The organism is Pseudomonas sp. CIP-10, from assembly GCF_020911845.1.
GTDB classification, from domain to species: Bacteria; Pseudomonadota; Gammaproteobacteria; order Pseudomonadales; family Pseudomonadaceae; genus Aquipseudomonas; species Aquipseudomonas alloputida.
The window spans coordinates 2,287,159-2,305,148 of sequence record NZ_CP087160.1; the positions used below are offsets into that span (position 1 = coordinate 2,287,159).

The following is a 17,990-nucleotide window of genomic DNA, read 5'->3' on the forward strand; positions in this document are numbered from 1 at the left end:
GGGCGCTGAGGGGGAACATGAAGATTTGTTCATTGCGTAGTCATGGTGGTGAGTCAAGGGGTGGTTTTTGATGGTTTGTGGATCCATAATTCGATTGTGTTCGTTAATCGAACATCAAGTTTCTTTGGTTTTAAATTTATAACCTATTGAATTTAATTATAAAAAATATGATTTTTCCTAACGATGAGCTGAGGTTGGTCGCGCCTGATTGATAGGCAGTGCTTTCGTAACGTTGTTTGTGGATCCATTATCTGGTTGATTAGCGCCTGACAACGGCCGGAGCCCTCCTGCCGTATGCGATAACAATTACAAAAAGGGTCCAGTCATGAATGGCTATCCAGCGGCACTGAACCGTCAGGGTTCCTCCCGTTGCGCCTGCGCGTGCGCATCGTTCCTCTCGCCTGTGGCCAAGCCTGGCCGGCAGGTGACCCCATGAATACCGATCTCAAGCAACGTCTGGACAACGACCCGATGGGGCGCTTTCAGTACCTGGCCATTGGTATTTGCATCATCCTCAACATGATCGATGGCTTCGACGTGCTGGTCATGGCCTTCACCGCCGCCTCGGTGTCTGCCGAGTGGGGCCTGAATGGGGCGCAGGTCGGGCTTCTGCTCAGTGCCGGCTTGTTCGGTATGGCGGCCGGGTCATTGTTCATCGCGCCGTGGGCTGACCGCTTTGGCCGACGCCCGCTGATCCTGCTGTGCCTGGCGCTGTCCGGTACCGGCATGCTGCTCTCGGCACTGAGCCAGAGCCCGCTGCAACTGGCGCTGCTGCGTGGCCTGACCGGGCTGGGCATCGGTGGCATCCTGGCCAGCAGCAATGTGATTGCCAGTGAATATGCCAGCAAACGCTGGCGCGGCTTGGCGGTGAGCCTGCAGTCCACTGGCTATGCGCTGGGTGCGACCCTGGGCGGTTTGCTGGCGGTATGGCTGCTGGGGCATTGGGGCTGGCGCTCGGTATTTCTGTTTGGCGGCATCGTCACCGTACTGGTAATCCCGCTGGTACTGCTGTGGTTGCCAGAGTCGCTGGACTTTCTGCTGGCACGCCGGCCGGCCAATGCGCTGGCCCGGGTCAACCGCCTGGCTGTGCGCCTCGGCCAGCCGGCATTGGCGCAACTGCCGGCTGTTGCCGCACGGGCAGAAGGTGCCAGTAGCGGTTTCAAGCAGCTGCTGGCGCCGGCCATGCGCCGCACCACGCTGGTGATCTGGTTGCTGTTCTTCCTGGTCATGTTCGGCTTCTACTTCGTCATGAGCTGGACGCCGAAACTGTTGGTGGCCGCCGGCTTGTCGGCCCAGCAAGGCATCACCGGCGGGGTGCTGTTGAGCGTGGGCGGCATCCTTGGCGCGGCGCTGATCGGCGGCCTGGCTTCGCGCTGGCCACTGACGCGCGTGCTGGCGTTGTTCATGCTCATTACCGCCGCGCTGCTGGTGCTGTTCGTGGCCAATGGCGCCTCGGTCACTGCGGCGCTGGCGTTGGGCCTGCTGATCGGGCTGTTTTCCAACGGCTGCGTGGCTGGGCTGTATGCCTTGTCGCCGGTGGTCTATGACGCATCGGTACGCGCCACCGGCGTGGGTTGGGGGATCGGCATCGGCCGCATGGGCGCAATCCTGTCGCCGACCGTGGCTGGCGTGCTGCTCGATGGTGGCTGGCAACCCCTGCATCTGTACGGCGTGTTTGCCAGCGTGTTCGTGCTTGCCGCGGGTTGCCTGCTGCTGTTGCGCCCAACGACAAAGCCTGCGTCCGCCTTGCCTGCTGATGCACTGAGTCACTGAGTGCAACCCGGCCTTGCCGGGTATCTGAATGCAACTTACTGCTCCGGGTCATGCTGGCCTGGGGCGGTCTGCTGCGCCTATTGAACGCGGAGAACAATAATAATGATGGACACAACTTGCACGCTGGCCCGTTCGGCCCTGGCAGTTTCGCTGGCGTTTGGCCTTGGTTTGCCGGCCTGGGCGCAAGAGGGGGGCTTCTTTGAAGATGCCAAGGGTGGGCTGACACTGCGCAACTACTACTTCAACCGCGATTTCCGCGACCCGGGGGCCGCCAAGGGCAAGGTTGAAGAATGGGCCCAGGGTTTCATCTTCAAGTTCAGCTCGGGCTACACCCCGGGGCTGATCGGTTTTGGCCTGGATGGTATCGCCCTGTTCGGCGTGAAGCTGGACAGCGGCGGCGGTACCAGCGGCTCAGAACTGTTGCCGGTGCACGATGACGGGCGAGCGGCCGACGACTACGGTCGGGCCGGGCTGGCGGCGAAGCTGCGTATGTCTGCGACCGAGCTGAAGGTGGGGGAATTGTTGCCGGATATTCCGCTGTTGCGTTACGACGATGGCCGCCTGCTGCCGCAGACCTTCCGTGGTGCCATGCTCGACTCGCGGGAAATCGAAGGCCTGAGCCTGCAGGCCGGCCAGTACCGCGAGGTGAGCCTGCGCCACTCTTCGGACATGCAGGACCTGTCTGCCTGGGCCGCGCCCGGGGTCACCTCGGACGGCTTCAACTACGCCGGCGCCGAGTACCGCTTCAACCAGCAGCGAACACTGATCGGCGCCTGGCACTCGCAGTTGGAGGACATCTACCAGCAAAGCTACTTCAACCTGCTGCACAGTCAGCGGGTAGGGGAGTGGACGTTGGGGGCCAACCTTGGCTACTTCATCGACCGGGATGACGGGCAGGCGCGCATCGGCGACATCCAGAGCCGCACCGGCTACGCCTTGTTGTCAGCTTCGCACAGTGGCCACACGCTGTACCTGGGGTTGCAGAAGGTCAGTGGCGACAGTCAGTGGATGTCGGTGTACGGCAGCAGTGGGCGAACCCTGGGCAACGACATGTTCAACGGCAACTTCAGCAATGCTGACGAGCGTTCGTGGCAAGTGCGTTACGACTACAACTTTACCGCGCTCGGTGTGCCAGGGCTGCTGGCCATGGTGCGGTACGGGCATGGCGAGAACGCCACCACGGCGGCGGGCAGCAATGGCAAGGAGTGGGAGCGCGATACCGAGGTGAACTACACCTTCCAGAGTGGGTTATTGAAGAACCTCAACATCCGGCTGAACAACGCGACCAACCGGCGCAGCTTCAACAGCGACTTCGACCAGACGCGACTGATCGTCAGCTACCCGCTGACCTTGTAGGAACGGGTTCAGCCGCGAACACCGGCGCAGCCGGTGCCATGTTCCGTGTTGCCTGCTTCGCGGGTAAACCCGCTCCTACATTTACGGCGCATGTCTTGAGACAGGTTGGTTTCTTGGCGCGCGCTCTCCCCGTAGGAGCGGGTTCACCCGCGAACACCGGCGCAGCCGGTGCCATGCACCGCGTTGCCTGCTTCGCGGGTAAACCCGCTCCTACATCTACGGCGCATGTCTTGCGCCAGGTTGGTTTCTTGGCGCGCGCCCCCCGTAGGAGCGGGTTCACCCGCGAACACCGGCAACGCCGGTGCCATGCACCGCGTCGCCTGCTTCGCGGGTAAACCCGCTCCTACATTTACGGCGCATATCTTGAGACAGGTTGGTTTCTTGGCGCGCGCCCCCCGTAGGAGCGGGTTCACCCGCGAACACCGGCAACGCCGGTGCCATGTTCCGCGTTGCCTGCTTCGCGGGTAAACCCGCTCCTACAACAGGTCAGCAGCAACCCCACGGCTTGCGCTAAGATGCCCGCTCATGTCTTTGGAAGTCGCCTGGATGAGCAAACCCGGTCAGATGGTGCTGGTTGCGTTGCGCAAGATGATCGCTTCGGGCGAGCTGGCGGCCGGCGAGCGCTTGATGGAAGTCCCAACCGCCGAACTGTTCGGCGTTTCACGCATGCCGGTGCGCATGGCATTTCGCACCCTCGAACAGGAAGGCCTGCTGGTGCGCTTTGGTGGCCGGGGGTTTCAGGTGCGTTCGGTCAGCGCCGATGACATCGCGGGTGCGGTCGAGGTGCGTGGTGTGCTGGAGGGGTTGGCGGCGCGTCAGGCTGCAGAACGTGGCTTGTCGGTGCAAGCACGCGCTGCGCTGCAACAGTGCCTGGTCGACGGCGATCAGCTGTTCGACAAGGGCTTTGTGAGCGAAGACGACTTGCAGGTCTATCACGACCTGAACATGCGCTTTCATCAGGTGATCATCGACGCCAGCCACAACCCGGCCATTGCCGTTGCCCTGGCGCGCAACGACCACCTACCATTCGCCTCGGTCACCGCACTGGCGGTGGACCGCCATGACCTGGCTCGCGAGTACCGGCGCTTCAACTTCGCCCATATGCAGCACCACGCCGTGTTCGACGCCCTGGTCAACCGCCAGGGTGCCCGCGCCGAAGCGATCATGCGCGAGCACGCCAATGCCACCTTGCGCTATGCCGAAACCTTTGGCGGGGCAGCGGCGGATGCGGGCATGAAAGTCATCCTGCCCTCGTCGTAAGCCGGTTCAGATGTCCAGCACCAGCAGCGGCGTCTTCGAGCGCGAGCAGCAGGGCGTGAACTGATCGTTCAGGGCCTGTTCCTCTTCAGTGAGAAACAGATCGCGATGGTCCGGTGTGCCCTGCAGCACGCGTGTCAGGCAGGTGCCGCAAATACCCTGCTCGCACGACATGGCGATCTCGATACCGTTCTCTTCCAGCACCTGCACTACGGTCCGGTCGGCTGGCACCTCGAACACCTGGCCCGTGCTGCCCACCTGCACCGAGAAACTGCCATCGTTGCTGGCATCCACCGGTGCTGCGGCGAAGTACTCGCGGTGCAGGTTGGCCTCCTGCCAGCCCAGCCCCTTCGCGCTGTCCAGCACATGCTGCATGAACCCGCCGGGCCCGCATACATACAGGTGCACATCAGTTTGCGGGTTGCCCAGCACCTGGGCGATGTCCAGCGCCGTTTCCGGCTGCTCGTCAAAATGCACGAACAGCCGATCAGCGAACGGCGCGCTGCGAATCCGCTCGATAAACGCCGCCCGCTCGCTGGAGCGGGCACAGTAGTGCAACTCGAAGGCCTGGCCGCAGTGGGACAGCTGCTCGGCCATGCACAGGATTGGGGTAATGCCGATGCCGCCGGCAAACAGCACACTGCGCTGCGCCCCCTCGGCCAGCGGGAACAGGTTGCGCGGCGCACTGATACGCAGCCGGGCACCGGCCTGCACCTGCTCGTGCAGGCTACGTGAGCCGCCCCGCGAAGCCGGGTCGTTGAGCACGCCTATCAGATAGCGATGGCGTTCTTCGGGGTGGTTGCACAGCGAATACTGGCGCACCAGCCCGTCGGGCAGGTGCACGTCGATATGGGCGCCGGCGCTGAACGCCGGCAGCAGGCTGCCATCTGCCGCTGCCAGCTCGAAGCTGCAGATACCCTGCGCTTCATCGTTACGGGATACCACTACGGCATCGATCATGTCGGCTGTTCCTCAGGCAGGGGTGGCGCTGGTGGCGATCAGTTGCGGCTGCGGCGCCCGCTCTTTGGCGATGATCCGCTCCAGCACTTTGCGTGACTGCACGCCGCCGGCATCGATGTTCAGCTTCAGCAAGTTGCGCTCGGGGTAGGCCAGCAGGTTTTGCTGCTGGCGTTCGAGCATTTCCAGGTCTTCGCTGAAAATCTTGCCCTGGCCCTCACGAATGTTGTCGGTCAGGGTCTGGTCGTGCGCAGCGAAATTGCGCGCCATGCCCCAGAAGTACCAGATCGAGGTGTCGCTTTCCGGGGTGATGAAGTCGACGACGATGCTCGATGCCTTGTGCTGTGCCTCGGCGTGGTAGCCGCCCTTGCCGGCATGCGCTACACCCACTTCGATCAGCACATGGCTAGGTGGGGTGAAACGGCAGATCTGCCAGCGGTCCACCGGTACATCGTCGGCCAGGCCGTTGCCACGCAAGGCCATGCGCCAGAACGGCGGCGCCATGAGGTTTTCCATGTGCCGGGCGGTGACCACTTCGTCGCCGGTGACGGTGGTGACCGGCGGTGCCTCGTCGATCTCCTTCTGGCCGATGCTGGACGCGTGCACATAGGTTTCATGGGTGAGGTCCATGAGGTTGTCGATCATCAGGCGGTAGTCGCAACCGATGTGGAACAGCCCGCCGCCGTAGGCCCACTCATCATTCACCGCCCATTCCAGATGCGGAATCAGCGCCGGGTCGGCCTGCGCCTGGTCACCGGGCCAGACCCAGATGAAGCCATAGCGCTCGACGGCCGCAAAGGTCTTGTTGCAGGGGAAGCCACGCACCCGTTGGCCCGGCATCGACACGGTCTTGCCGTCGCAACCCATCACCAGGCCGTGGTAGCCGCACACCAGGTTGCCGTCCTCGACATAGCCCAACGACAACGGGGCGCCGCGGTGCGGGCAGAAGTCCTCGACGGCGGCGACTTGGTTCTCTCGGGCGCGGTAGAACACGATTTTTTCCCCGCAGATCTGCCGGCCCAGGGGTTTGGTGGCGATTTCGTCGGGTGTGCAGGCGACGTACCAGGTGTTTTTAGGGTACATGGGAGGCTCTCCGGGGTTTTGTTTTTATTTAATGGATCCATTAAGGCTGTGACTGGCGTGCGAGGTCAATGCATTTTACTTGAGAGATGCGTATTCTGTGCGATTATCGGTTTTTAGTGGATCCATTGATGGGCGCCCTGCAATTCGAGCGGGCGGCTGCAGCAGCACGTCGTCTGAACAGGAAGGCACCGGCGAGATCGATCAATGCGGCCGGTGCAGCAGCAGGCTTGGCCGAACCTGCTATGCCTAAAGGGACACCCCACCCATCAAGGCCACTCGATGCTAGCCATCGAACAACTCTACAAATCATTCCCCACCCCCCAAGGCCCGCTCCCCATATTGCAGGGGGTGGACATGCGCCTGGCGCGGGGCAGCAGCCTGGCGCTGATGGGCGAGTCGGGCAGCGGCAAGAGCACTTTGCTGCACCTGGTGGCTGGCCTGGACCGAGCGGACAGCGGCCGTATTCTGATCGACGATGTTCCGCTCGATGGCCGGTCGGAAGCGTCGCTGGCGCAGTGGCGGCGGGAGGGGATCGGCCTGGTGTTTCAGCAGTACAACCTGATCAGCAGCCTGGACGTGGGCCTGAACCTTACGTTCCAGGCCCGCCTCGCCGGGCGGCATGACCCGCATTGGGCGGCTTACCTGGCGCAGCGCCTGGGCCTGGCGGACCTGCTTGAGCGTTACCCGGAACAACTGTCTGGCGGCCAGCAGCAGCGGGTCGCCATCGGCCGTGCGCTTGCCGGGCGCCCGGTCTGGCTGTTGGCTGACGAACCGACCGGCAGCCTTGATGAGGCCAGCAGTGACGAGGTGCTGAGTTTGTTGTTGCAGTTGGTCGCCGAAGCCGGCAGCGGGGTACTGATGGTGACCCACAGCCCGCGGCTGGCGGCGCGTTTGCAGCGCCGTTGCTACCTGCAGGCCGGCCGTGTGCGGCCCGAGCAGGGCTGATGAAGCTTTTGTCGCTGGCCCTGTTGGCGCTGCTCAGCCACTGGCGGCGCCATCGTGTGCAGTGCTTCAGCATCTTCACTGGCCTGTGGCTGGCCACGGCCTTGTGGACCGGTGTGCAGGCGTTGAACAGCCAGGCACGCAGCGACTATGCCCGGGCCAGCGCGGTATTGACCGGGCCGCTGCAGGCGCAACTGATCGCGCGCAATGGCGAGCGCTTCGATCAGGCGTTGTACGTGCAACTGCGCAGGCTGGGCTGGGCTGTTTCGCCGGTGCTGGAAGGGCGCTTGCGCTTGCCGGGCGAGCCCGCACGCAGTGTGCGACTGATCGGCATCGAGCCGTTGAGCCTGCCGCCTGCCAGCAGCATTGCCGGGGTGCAGGTGCAGGCATTCGACCTGCAAGCGTTCATCGGCACGCCCGGGCAAGCCTGGGTTGGGCCAGACACCTTGCGTCAACTGAACACAAGCCCCGGGCAGCCGACCCGCGACAGTGAAGGGCAGTTGCTGCCGCCTATGGTTTTGCAGCCTGCGTTGGCACCCGGGGTCATCGTGGTGGACATCGGCCACGCGCAGACGTTGCTGAACGCACCGGGGCAGTTGTCTCGTCTGCTGCTGGCTGATACGCCCGGGCCGTTGCCTGCGGATATTGCCCGCCACCTTGAACTGCAGCCGCGGCAGGACGATGGCGGCTTGCAGCGCCTCACCGACAGTTTCCACCTCAACCTGACCGCCCTCGGCCTGCTGGCGTTCGTTGTCGGCTTGTTCATCGCCCACGCCGCGATCGGTCTGGCGCTGGAGCAGCGCCGTGGGCTGATCCGCAACCTGCGCGCGTGCGGCGTGAGCCTGAAGACCCTGCTGGGTGCCCTGGTGCTGGAGCTGGGCCTGTTCGCGGCAGTGGGTGGGCTGGCCGGGGTGGTCAGTGGTTACGCATTGGCCGCGTGGCTGTTGCCCGACGTGGCCGCCAGCCTGCGTGGTCTGTATGGCGCCCAGGTCGCCGGTACGTTGAGCCTGCCGGCGGGGTGGTGGCTGCTGGGTGTGCTGGTAAGTGTACTCGGGGCATTGCTGGCAGGGCTGGAGAGTGTAATGCGTGCTGCCCGGTTGCCTTTGCTGGCGCTGGCGCAACCCCAGGCCTGGCGACTGGCGCAGGGGCCATGGTTGCAACGGCAGGCTTTGCTAGCGGGCCTGCTGCTGTTGCTGGCCTTGGGCTGTGGTGTCTTCGGGGCTGGCCTGCTTAGCGCGTTCGGCATGCTGGCAGGGTTGCTGCTGGCGGCGGCGCTGCTGTTGCCGGCCTTGCTCGATCGGGTACTGGCCTGGCTGGCGCGTCGTTGCCACCGGCCCTTGGCGCAATGGTTCGTGGCTGACAGCCGCCAGCAACTGCCAGCCTTGAGCCTGGCGTTGGTCGCCCTTTTGCTGGCGCTGGCTGCCAGTGTTGGCGTGGGCAGCATGACCGAGGGTTTTCGCAAGACGTTTGTCGGTTGGCTTGACCTGCGCCTCTCCGCCGACCTGTATGTCACCCCACGTGATACGGCCCAAGGCTTGCAGATAGTCGAGTGGCTCAAGCAGCAACCTGTGGCCAGCGTGGTCCTGCCTGGCTGGCGCGCAGACATGCAGCTGCAAGGTTGGCCGGTGCAAGTGCAGGGCATTGTCGATCACCCCGCCTATGGAACGCGCTGGCCATTGCTGGAACAGCATTCGCGCGCCTGGCAGCAACTGGCCAGTGGACAAGCCGTGATGCTCAGTGAGCAGTTGGCCAGGCGACTGAACCTGCAACTGGGCGACAGCCTGCAGTTGCCCGCAGACACGCCAGCCTTGCCCGTGGTGGGGATCTATGCCGATTACGGCAACCCCAAGGGGCATGTACTGGTCAATGCCGGCTGGTTGCGCGCCCACTGGCCACAGGCAACCCTGGCCGGCTTGAGTGTCGACCTGAGCGCTGAACGGGTGCCGGTGCTCAAGGCCGCGCTGCAACAGCACTTTGCCCTGGATGACAGCCGGGTGGTCGAGCAGGCGCGCCTGAAACGCTGGTCAACCGACGTCTTCAACCGCACCTTTGCCGCCACCGCAGCCCTCAACAGCCTTACCCTTGGCGTGGCCGGTGTGGCGTTGTTCATCAACCTGCTGACCCTGGGCCAGGCCCGGCTGGGCCAGTTGGCACCGCTGTGGGCGCTGGGGGTGCGGCGCATGCAACTGGTCTGGCTGAGCCTGGGGCAGACACTCATGCTAAGCAGCTTCACCGTGCTGCTGGCAATCCCGCTTGGGTTGCTGCTGGCCTGGTGCCTGGTCGCGGTGGTGAACGTGCAGGCCTTCGGCTGGCGCTTACCGCTGTATGTGTTCCCCATGCAACTGCTGCAGTTGACCGTGCTGGGCATGTTCACCAGCCTGCTGGCCTGCGCCTGGCCGCTGTGGCAACTGGCGCGCCGCCAGCCGCGCGAACTGTTGAGGCCGTTGGCCGATGAAGCTTAATGCGTGGCTGTTGCTGACCGGGTTGTTGTTGTGCGGCTGTGATCAGCCAGCACCGCAAAGCTATGCCGGGCTCGGGCAGCAGGCTGGCGAATTCAGCCAGGTGACCCGCGATCATCGTCTGGTCTTCCCGCATGACCACGGTCCCCACGACGGCTTTCGTATCGAGTGGTGGTATGTCACCGCTAACCTCAAGGACACCCAGGGCCGAGATTGGGGCGCCCAGTGGACACTGTTCCGCTCGGCCCTGCGCCCCGGCCCGGAGACCAGCGGCTGGAACAGCCCGAACCTGTGGATGGGGCATGCAGCACTGACCGGGCCGGGTGGCCATCAGGCTGCTGAAACCCTGGCGCGGGGGGGTATCGGCCAGGCCGGCGTGCAGGCCCAGCCGTTTCGTGCATGGATCAATGACTGGGTGTTACAGGGCCAGGGCGGTATTGAACAGCTACAGATGGTCGCAAGTGGCGACGGTTTTCGCTATGACTTGCAGTTGCACAGCGATCTTCCCTTGGTGCTGCATGGGGAGCAGGGCTACAGCGAAAAATCAGGCAAGGGCCAGGCTTCGTACTATTACAGCCAGCCGTTCTACCAGGTCCAGGGGCACGTCCAGCATGGCAGCCTGTGCATCGCGGTTACCGGGCAGGCCTGGCTGGACCGGGAATGGAGCAGTCAGCCGCTGGCGCCCGGGCAGACCGGCTGGGACTGGTTTTCCCTGCACCTGGACAGTGGCGCCAAGCTGATGCTGTTCCAGGTACGGGAGGCCCACGGGGAACCGTATCGCGCCGGGACCTGGGTAGGGCCACACGGGGACGTGATGGCGCTTGACGCCGCACAGATCCAGCTGCAGGCCCTGGCCTGGTCTGCGCAGAAAAACGGCAAGCAGGTGCCCACGCGTTGGCGGGTGCAAGTGCCGGAGCATAGGGTGGATGTGCAGGTCGATGCCGTGGAGCCGCAGGCGTGGATGCAGACACGGTTCCCGTATTGGGAAGGGCCGGTACGCTTGAACGGGAGTGCGGGCGGGCGCGGGTATCTGGAGATGACCGGGTACTAGTGCAACAACGTTTGCGCAAGACAGTTGCGCCCACAAAGGTCGCGCCAGGCCCTTCAATCCTTGATCAGCCCTCGCAGCACGGCCCGCGCTTCTTCAGTACGCAAGCACTCGATGAACAGGCGGCTTTCCCGCGCCACCGTGGCCTCCAGCTCCGCCCGCTGGCTGTCCTTGAGCAGCCGCTTGCTGATCCGCAGTGCCGCCTGCGGGTAGCCTTGCAGCTGCCGCGCCAGTGTGCGGGCAGCGTCCAGGCACTGTTCGCCGTTTTCATGCAGCTCATTGGCCAGCCCCCAGGCCAGCATCTGTTCGCCATCCAGCAATGCATTGGTCAGCAGCAAGCGTGCCGCCCTGGCCTGGCCAAGCACACGCGGCAGCAGCAGGCTGGAACCAAACTCCGGGCACACACCCAGCGGTGCGAAAGGCATGCGCAGCTTGGTCGAGCGGCTGACCAGCACCTGGTCGCAGTGCAGCAACAGGGTGGCCCCGATGCCGATCGCCGCACCACTGACCGCTGCGATCAGCGGCTTGTCCAGGCCCATGACCACCCGCATCAGGCGGAACACCGGGCTGTCCAGGTCGCTGGGCGGGTTGTCGAGGAAGTCGCGAAGGTCGTTGCCAGCGCTGAAGCAGTGCGGCCCACCGGTAATGATGATGGCATCGACAGCAGGGTCTTCACCTGCCGCCAGCAACAGGTCGCCCAGCAGCTGGTACATGGCAGTGTTCAGGGCATTGAGCTTGTCGGGGCGGTTGAAGGCCAGGGTCAGCAGGCCTTGGTCCAGTTCGCGTGTGATCAGGTCGTTCATGGCAGCCGCTTTTGTTGTTGTGAGGGGGCCCTGCCGGGCAGTGGCGCTTAGGGTTTATCACGCAGTCCGGCTTGTTGTACAGTCGTTCAGTCCAGCCCCTAACCAGAGACCCACCGATGACTCAGGAAGCCCGCTACCACCGCATGCTGCCGGAACTGCGCAAAGCCAACCTGGTCGAGGCGACCCTGGTGTGCCTCAAGCGCCATGGTTTCCAGGGGGCTTCAATCCGCAAGATCTCGGCCGAGGCCGGGGTCTCGGTCGGGCTGATCAGCCACCATTACGCGGGCAAGGACGAACTGGTGGCAGAGGCTTACATGGCCGTCACCGGTCGGGTGATGGGTTTGTTGCGCGAGGCCATGGCCCAAGCTGCGCCCAATGCCCGCGAGCGGTTGTCGGCGTTCTTCCGTGCCTCGTTCTGCGCCGAGCTGCTCGACCCGCAATTGCTCGATGCCTGGCTGGCCTTCTGGGGCGCGGTGAAGACCGCCGACGCGATCAACCAGGTGCACGACCACTCCTACGGCGAGTACCGCAACGAACTTGGCCAGCTACTGGCCAGACTGGCCGAAGAGGAGGGCTGGCAGGGCTTCGATGCCGACCTGGCGGCCATCAGCCTGAGCGCCTTGCTCGACGGCCTGTGGCTGGAGTCGGGCCTGAACCCCGGCACCTTCAGCCCCGAGCAGGGCGTGATCATCTGCGAGGCGTGGGTCGACGGCCTGCAGGCCGGCGGCCGGAGGCGCTTCAGCCTGCCCGAGGGCTGTTGATCACCTGTTCAGTAACGAGTACGCTGCTGTCGCGAGTGTGTAGAACAACACCAATAAAAAAGAGACAACACGCAATGACGCCTCGGGTATTGATCGTCGATGACGATCCGCTTATTCGTGACTTGCTGCAGGCCTACCTGTCCCAGGAGGGCTACGACGTACACTGCGCCGACACCGCGGAAAGGGCCGAAGCCCTGCTCGCCAGCCAGGATGTCGACCTGGTGCTGCTGGACATCCGCCTGCCCGGCAAGGACGGCCTCACCCTGACCCGCGAACTGCGGGTGCGCTCGGAGGTTGGCATCATCCTCGTCACCGGGCGCAATGACGACATAGACCGCATCGTTGGCCTGGAATGCGGTGCAGATGACTACGTGATCAAACCACTCAACCCCCGCGAGCTGGTGTCCCGGGCGAAAAACCTGATCCGCCGCGTGCGCCATGCCCGCGAGGCGCACCCCGCCCCGGCCTGCGCGCAATCGCTGAAGCAGTTCGCCGACTGGGCGCTGGATACCGACCGCCGGCGCCTGATCGACGCCCGTGGCGGGCAAACCCTGCTGACCCACGGCGAGTTCCAGTTGCTCAGCGTGTTCCTGCGCAACAGCGGCCACACCCTCAGCCGCGACCAGTTGATGGACCAGATTCGCAACCGCGAGTGGGTGCCCAACGACCGCTCCATCGACGTGCTGGTCGGCCGCCTGCGGCGCAAGCTGCATGACGACCCGGCCGAACCGCAGTTGATCATCACTATTCACGGCACCGGCTACCTGTTCACTGCCAGCGTGGCAGCATGATTCACCGCGCCTGGCGATTGGCGCTGGCCTTGACGTTGCCCACCCTGCACGCCAGTGCCAGTGAGCCGGTGCGTTACTGTGACTACCCGGTGTACCCGCCCATTTCCTGGAGCGACGGCCACCAGGTGCGCGGCCTGGCCCCAACTGTGGTGCGTGAACTGTTCGCGCGCATGGGCTACGAGGTGCAAACCGTGGTGCTGGGCAACTGGAAGCGCTGCCTGATGGACGCCGCCGCCGGGCGGGTGGACGTGGTCCTGGCCTACAACAGCGACCAGCGTGACCAGCGCATGCGTTTTTCCACGGAGCCGGTGGTGCGCGAGGAAGTGGCCGTGTTCTACAACCGCAAGCGACCGGTGCAGTTCCAGCAGCTGGAGGACCTGGCGGGTTACCGCGGCGGCCTGTTGTACGGCGAAAGCTACGGCGCCGAATTCGACCGCTTCGTCGCCCGCCACCAGAACATCGAGCGGGTATCGTCCAGTCAGCAGAATTTCGGCAAGCTGATCCGCGGGCGCATCGACTACGTGATCCAGGAGCGGCGCACCGGCCAACTGTTCATTGAGCACCTGCCCGGCGCGCAGGACATCCGCGTATTGCCCAGCGCGCTGAGCGTGGACTACCTGCGGGTAGCCGTATCGCGGCAATCACCCCTGAACCAGCACATGGACGAAATCGACGCGCAGTTGCGGCGCATGAACCAGGCTGGCGAGATCGCGCGCTGGCTGGAGCAGAGCGAGGTCACCTACCGCGACATGATCAACCTGCCGGCAGATGCCCGATGATTCGCCTGCACACCGATGGCCTGCTGCGCCGCCTGCTGCGGTTCATCCTCTTGTTCAGCCTGTGCTTTACCGTACTGGCCAGTAGCGCGCAGCTGTATTTTGAATACCGCCGCGAGATGCGCGACATCGAGGCGCGCATGGCGTTGATCCGCGCAGGCTACCTCGCCAGCCTGGAGCGCAGCCTGTGGGACTTGGACGAGGCGCAGCTGGATACGCAATTGCGCGGCCTGGTGGATTTTTCCGACGTGGCCCGGGTGCGCTTGGTTAGCGACGATTTTCAACTGCTGCGAGGGGAGGCCGAACCCAAGGGGCCGCTGCGCATCGAGCGCTTCCCCCTGGATTATCAGCCCCCCTCGGGCCCCCCCAGACACCTGGGTGAGCTTGAAGTGAGTATCGACTTGGGTGCGGTGCACCATCGGTTGTATGCCACTGGCCTTGCCTGCCTGCTGTGGATGGGCGTGTTCCTGTGTGGCCTGGCAGTGGCGCTGTCGGGGCTGTTCTATCGCCTGGTCACCCGCCATCTGCAAGTGATGGCCGAGTTCGCCCGGCGTATTGGCGCCGGCCAATGGCAGGAACCGTTGCGCCTGGGGCGCCGCCGTTCATCGCGCCCTGACGAGATCGACACGGTGGCCAATGCCCTGGACGATATGCGCCGCGCCATCCTCAGCGACATTGAACGCCGCGAACGCGACCGCCTGGCGTTGCAAGACAAGCGCGACGAACTACAGGCCATGGTCGAACGACGTACCGCCAGCCTGGCCCGGGCCAAGGATGACGCCGAGGCCGCCAACCTGGCCAAGTCACGCTTCCTGGCGACCATGAGCCACGAACTGCGCACCCCGCTCAACGGTATCCTGGGCATGGCCGAGCTGCTACGCGGTGGCCGGCTGGAAGCGGCCGACCGTCAGCGCCTGGAAGCCTTGTACAAGGCCGGCGAGGGGCTGTTGGCGATTCTCAACGAAGTGCTGTATTTCGCCCGGCTCGAAGAAGGTGAGAGCCGTGCCGAGCTGGTCGGCTTTTCGCTGCGCCAGTTGTGCCAGGAAGTGCTGGCGCTGCTCGAACCCATGGCCGCGGACAACGGAGACACACTGCATCTGGAGATTGATGAGCAATTAGCCGGTTACCAGCACGGCGCCGAGCAGTACCTGCGTCAGGTGCTCAGCAACCTGCTGGCCAATGCCATCAAATTCACCGAGCAGGGCCAGGTGCGGCTCAAGGTGCAGGTGCTGGTCAGCGATGCGACCACGCAGCGCCTGCGGCTGTCGGTCAGTGACAACGGCATCGGCATCGAGCCGGCCGTACAGGCAAAAATCTTCGACCGCTTCGTCCAGGCCAGCGAGGCCGTGGCACGCCGCTACGGCGGCACCGGTCTGGGACTGGCGATCTGCAAGCACCTGGTGGAAAAACTGGGGGGCTGCATTGGCCTGGACAGTGTACAAGGGCAGGGCAGCTGCTTCTGGTTCGAACTCGACATCGCCCTTGGGCAGCCGGTTGCGGCCAATACCCCGGCCCAGTCGGTCAGCGCCAGCCTGGATATCCTGGTGGTCGAGGACGTCGCGCTGAACCGTGAGGTGGCGAGCGGCCTGCTGGTGCGCGATGGCCACCGGGTGAGCTTTGCCGAGGATGCCGGGCAGGCCCTGCAGTTGTGCGCACAGCGGCGCTTCGACCTGATCCTGCTGGACGTTCACCTGCCCGGCATGAGCGGGGTGGAACTGTGCCGGCAGCTTCGCGCCACCCCCGGGCCTAACCACCACAGCCGGATAGTGGCGCTGACCGCTGGCGTGCAACCGGGGCAACTGTCGGATTACCTGGAAGCCGGCATGCAAGGTGTGCTGGCCAAGCCCCTGCGGCTGGCCAACCTGCGCCAGGCGCTGGCCGACGCAACGCCGACTGAAGAGGCCGGTATTGACGCAAACATGGACTGGTCGCTGCTGGCCACCCACCGCTCGCTGCTGGGCGAGCAGAAGCTGCAGGGCCTGCTGAATGTGTTGCGCCAGTCACTGGAGCAGCACGCCACGGCGTTGGCCGAGGCGCTGCCAGCCCAGGACTTTACCGAGGTGCTGCACCTGGCCCATCGCCTGGCCGGCAGTTGCGACTCCCTGGGTTTTTCTGGCCTGGCTGCGCTGTTGCGACGCCTGGAAGACGCAGCCCGCCAGCATGATGGGCAGGCGCTGAACGCACTGGCCGAGCCACTGGCAAGCCAGCTCGGCCAGGCCCGTGCGACCCTGGAACAGCTGATTCAGAGCTGACGTACAAAAAACTTACGACTTTTTACATCTTCGATCCGTTCGTACAACGGCACCTTACATCCGTTTCCAATAATCCATGGCAACCGTGTTGCACGCGGTCCATGAGGCTTATTGGAGACAAGAATAATGACATGCCGTAGCGCTCAGCCCCTCGTTCGCATCGCCACACGTACCTGCCGCAATGGTGAGGTGCGCCATGACTGACAACGTTGAAAAGATCCAGCTCACCCGCGCCCTGAAAAGCCGACACATCTTCATGCTGTCGCTGGGTGGGGTTATTGGAACCGGCCTGTTCATGGGCTCGGGCGTAACCATCAATCAGGGTGGGCCGGTGGGCGCGATCCTGGCTTACCTGGTCGCCGGCTTGCTGATGTACCTGGTGATGGTCTGCCTGGGTGAGCTGTCGGTGCAGATGCCGGTGTCCGGTTCGTTCCAGGCCCACGCCACTAAGTACATTGGCCCGGCCACCGGCTTCATGATCGGCTGGGTGTACTGGATGAGCTGGGCCACCACCGTAGGCCTGGAGTTCACCGCTGCCGGCATGCTGATGACCCGCTGGTTCCCGGAGGTGCCGATCTGGTACTGGTCGGCGCTGTTCGTGGTGGTGCTGTTCGGCCTCAACGCCCTGGCCACGCGTGCCTTTGGCGAAGCCGAGTACTGGTTCTCGGGCATCAAGGTGGCAACCATCCTCGGCTTCATTGTCATTGGCCTGCTGGTGATCTTCGGTGCCATCCCTCTGAGCAGCGGGGCACCCGCACCGATGCTGAACAACCTGGTGGGCGAGTCGCTGTTCCCCCATGGCCTGTCGGCAGTGTTCGCGGTGATGATGACCGTGGTCTATGCCTTCCAGGGTTGCGAAATCATGGGGGTGGCGGCTGGTGAGACCGAGCACCCGGAAAAAAGCATCCCGCGGGCGGTGCGCAATGTGGTGTTCCGCGTGCTGATCTTCTATGTGCTGGCGATTGCCGTGCTGTCGGCCATTGTGCCGCACGAGCAGGCCGGGCTGATGGAAAGCCCGTTCGTGCAGGTGTTCGACATGGTCGGCATCCCTTACGCCGCCGACTTGATGAACTTCGTCATCCTTACGGCCATCCTCTCGGTGGGTAACTCTGGGTTGTATGCCTCCACGCGCATCCTCTGGGCCATGTCCAAGACTGGCATGGCACCGAAAAGCCTGTCGCCGCTGAGCAAGCGTGGTGTGCCGCTGCGGGCGCTCAGCATCACCCTGTGCTTTGCGCTGATTTCGCTGATGACCAGCTTCGTTGCGGCTGACACGCTGTTCATGGTGCTGATGGCGGTAAGCGGTATGTCCGGCACCGTGACCTGGATCGTCATCGCCCTGGCGCAGTACCGTTTCCGCAATGCCTGGCTGCGTGACGGCGGGCAACTGCAGGACCTGAAGTACAAGGCGCCGCTGTACCCGCTGGTGCCACTGCTGTGCATCACCCTGTGCAGCTCGCTGTTCGTGTTCCTGGCGCTGGATGAAACCCAACGACCGTCGCTGTACTGGGGCTTTGGCTTCATTGCCCTGTGCTATGCGGCGTACTTCTTCGTCAACCGCCGCCGGCAGGGGGCCTTCGCACCCAGCGCACCAGGGGTTTGACACCGCAGCTCGTCGCCGGCGGGTGTCAATCGCTGCATGTTCAGCACCTGTGAGATCGAGCACCGCCCGCGCGGCGCGCGATCTCACAGGCCATAAAGCCGTCACGACGAACGCCCTTGTGTAACGCCA

Annotated in this window: 14 protein-coding genes; 11 read left to right on the forward strand and 3 right to left on the reverse strand. The window is 64.1% G+C overall.

Annotated features, from left to right (window positions below; translation table 11 throughout):
- The first annotated feature begins 432 nt into the window (after positions 1 to 432).
- From LMH93_RS10415 to LMH93_RS10425, 3 genes are all read left to right on the forward strand, one after another.
- Entirely contained in the window at positions 433 to 1,773 is a 1,341-nt protein-coding gene (locus LMH93_RS10415; RefSeq protein WP_230065129.1) for an MFS transporter, read from the forward strand.
- A gap of 102 nt (positions 1,774 to 1,875) precedes the next feature.
- Positions 1,876 to 3,129 (forward strand): OprD family porin, encoded by a 1,254-nt coding sequence (locus LMH93_RS10420; protein WP_230065130.1) that lies wholly within the window; start codon positions 1,876 to 1,878, stop codon positions 3,127 to 3,129.
- 546 nt (positions 3,130 to 3,675) lie between these two features.
- Entirely contained in the window at positions 3,676 to 4,389 is a 714-nt protein-coding gene (locus LMH93_RS10425) for a GntR family transcriptional regulator (RefSeq protein WP_003256147.1), read from the forward strand.
- A gap of 6 nt (positions 4,390 to 4,395) precedes the next feature.
- Here the strand turns inward: LMH93_RS10425 and LMH93_RS10430 are convergent, their stop codons facing one another.
- Positions 4,396 to 5,346: a PDR/VanB family oxidoreductase gene (locus tag LMH93_RS10430; RefSeq protein WP_060538025.1), complete on the reverse strand. Its 951-nt coding sequence runs from the start codon at positions 5,344 to 5,346 to the stop codon at positions 4,396 to 4,398.
- A 12-nt stretch (positions 5,347 to 5,358) separates the two neighbouring features.
- On the reverse strand, positions 5,359 to 6,426 hold the full coding sequence (locus tag LMH93_RS10435) for an aromatic ring-hydroxylating oxygenase subunit alpha (protein WP_003256145.1): 1,068 nt from the start codon (positions 6,424 to 6,426) through the stop codon (positions 5,359 to 5,361).
- A 279-nt stretch (positions 6,427 to 6,705) separates the two neighbouring features.
- On the opposite strand from LMH93_RS10435, the gene LMH93_RS10440 reads away from it, so the two are divergent.
- Genes LMH93_RS10440 through LMH93_RS10450 form a run of 3 tightly spaced genes read left to right on the forward strand, consistent with a single transcriptional unit; the run spans position 6,706 to position 10,878 of the window.
- Entirely contained in the window at positions 6,706 to 7,371 is a 666-nt protein-coding gene (locus LMH93_RS10440) for an ABC transporter ATP-binding protein (protein WP_230065131.1), read from the forward strand.
- Complete coding sequence (locus LMH93_RS10445; RefSeq protein ID WP_230065132.1) at positions 7,371 to 9,830, forward strand: ABC transporter permease; 2,460 nt, start codon at positions 7,371 to 7,373, stop codon at positions 9,828 to 9,830. Before LMH93_RS10440 ends, LMH93_RS10445 begins: the two co-directional genes overlap by 1 nt.
- Positions 9,820 to 10,878, forward strand: a complete 1,059-nt coding sequence (locus LMH93_RS10450; RefSeq protein ID WP_230065133.1) for a lipocalin-like domain-containing protein — start codon at positions 9,820 to 9,822, stop codon at positions 10,876 to 10,878. Before LMH93_RS10445 ends, LMH93_RS10450 begins: the two co-directional genes overlap by 11 nt.
- A gap of 53 nt (positions 10,879 to 10,931) precedes the next feature.
- On the opposite strand, the gene LMH93_RS10455 is transcribed toward LMH93_RS10450, so the two are convergent.
- A complete protein-coding gene (locus tag LMH93_RS10455; protein WP_019751073.1) occupies positions 10,932 to 11,678 on the reverse strand; it encodes an enoyl-CoA hydratase-related protein in 747 nt (248 codons plus the stop codon).
- A gap of 116 nt (positions 11,679 to 11,794) precedes the next feature.
- On the opposite strand from LMH93_RS10455, the gene LMH93_RS10460 reads away from it, so the two are divergent.
- The 5 genes from LMH93_RS10460 to LMH93_RS10480 all read left to right on the forward strand — a co-directional run bounded on the left by LMH93_RS10460 (position 11,795) and on the right by LMH93_RS10480 (position 17,861).
- Positions 11,795 to 12,439 carry a TetR family transcriptional regulator C-terminal domain-containing protein gene (locus tag LMH93_RS10460; RefSeq protein WP_014756232.1) on the forward strand — a complete coding sequence of 215 codons (645 nt, stop codon included), beginning with the start codon at positions 11,795 to 11,797 and terminating at the stop codon, positions 12,437 to 12,439.
- Between the two features lie 74 nt (positions 12,440 to 12,513).
- A complete protein-coding gene (locus LMH93_RS10465) occupies positions 12,514 to 13,230 on the forward strand; it encodes a response regulator (RefSeq protein WP_003256139.1) in 717 nt (238 codons plus the stop codon).
- The gene (locus LMH93_RS10470) at positions 13,227 to 14,009 is read left to right on the forward strand and encodes a substrate-binding periplasmic protein (protein WP_230065134.1); all 783 of its coding nucleotides are present in this window, start codon (positions 13,227 to 13,229) and stop codon (positions 14,007 to 14,009) included. The genes LMH93_RS10465 and LMH93_RS10470 overlap by 4 nt, the downstream gene beginning before the upstream one ends.
- The gene (locus LMH93_RS10475) at positions 14,006 to 16,258 is read left to right on the forward strand and encodes an ATP-binding protein (RefSeq protein WP_230065135.1); all 2,253 of its coding nucleotides are present in this window, start codon (positions 14,006 to 14,008) and stop codon (positions 16,256 to 16,258) included. The genes LMH93_RS10470 and LMH93_RS10475 overlap by 4 nt, the downstream gene beginning before the upstream one ends.
- A gap of 196 nt (positions 16,259 to 16,454) precedes the next feature.
- Positions 16,455 to 17,861, forward strand: coding sequence for an amino acid permease (locus LMH93_RS10480; protein WP_185279502.1), 1,407 nt, complete (start codon positions 16,455 to 16,457; stop codon positions 17,859 to 17,861).
- Positions 17,862 to 17,990 lie beyond the last annotated feature (129 nt).

What these genes read in the sequence shown, in the direction of transcription:
- LMH93_RS10475 (WP_230065135.1), top strand. Translation starts at nt 14,006, where the DNA reads ATGATTCGCCTGCACACCGATGGCCTGCTGCGCCGCCTGCTGCGGTTC.
- LMH93_RS10470 (WP_230065134.1), top strand. Translation starts at nt 13,227, where the DNA reads ATGATTCACCGCGCCTGGCGATTGGCGCTGGCCTTGACGTTGCCCACC.
- LMH93_RS10465 (WP_003256139.1), top strand. Translation starts at nt 12,514, where the DNA reads ATGACGCCTCGGGTATTGATCGTCGATGACGATCCGCTTATTCGTGAC.
- LMH93_RS10440 (WP_230065131.1), top strand. Translation starts at nt 6,706, where the DNA reads ATGCTAGCCATCGAACAACTCTACAAATCATTCCCCACCCCCCAAGGC.
- LMH93_RS10425 (WP_003256147.1), top strand. Translation starts at nt 3,676, where the DNA reads ATGAGCAAACCCGGTCAGATGGTGCTGGTTGCGTTGCGCAAGATGATC.
- LMH93_RS10445 (WP_230065132.1), top strand. Translation starts at nt 7,371, where the DNA reads ATGAAGCTTTTGTCGCTGGCCCTGTTGGCGCTGCTCAGCCACTGGCGG.
- LMH93_RS10415 (WP_230065129.1), top strand. Translation starts at nt 433, where the DNA reads ATGAATACCGATCTCAAGCAACGTCTGGACAACGACCCGATGGGGCGC.
- LMH93_RS10435 (WP_003256145.1), bottom strand. Translation starts at nt 6,426, where the DNA reads ATGTACCCTAAAAACACCTGGTACGTCGCCTGCACACCCGACGAAATC.
- LMH93_RS10455 (WP_019751073.1), bottom strand. Translation starts at nt 11,678, where the DNA reads ATGAACGACCTGATCACACGCGAACTGGACCAAGGCCTGCTGACCCTG.
- LMH93_RS10460 (WP_014756232.1), top strand. Translation starts at nt 11,795, where the DNA reads ATGACTCAGGAAGCCCGCTACCACCGCATGCTGCCGGAACTGCGCAAA.
- LMH93_RS10420 (WP_230065130.1), top strand. Translation starts at nt 1,876, where the DNA reads ATGATGGACACAACTTGCACGCTGGCCCGTTCGGCCCTGGCAGTTTCG.
- LMH93_RS10450 (WP_230065133.1), top strand. Translation starts at nt 9,820, where the DNA reads ATGAAGCTTAATGCGTGGCTGTTGCTGACCGGGTTGTTGTTGTGCGGC.
- LMH93_RS10430 (WP_060538025.1), bottom strand. Translation starts at nt 5,346, where the DNA reads ATGATCGATGCCGTAGTGGTATCCCGTAACGATGAAGCGCAGGGTATC.
- LMH93_RS10480 (WP_185279502.1), top strand. Translation starts at nt 16,455, where the DNA reads ATGACTGACAACGTTGAAAAGATCCAGCTCACCCGCGCCCTGAAAAGC.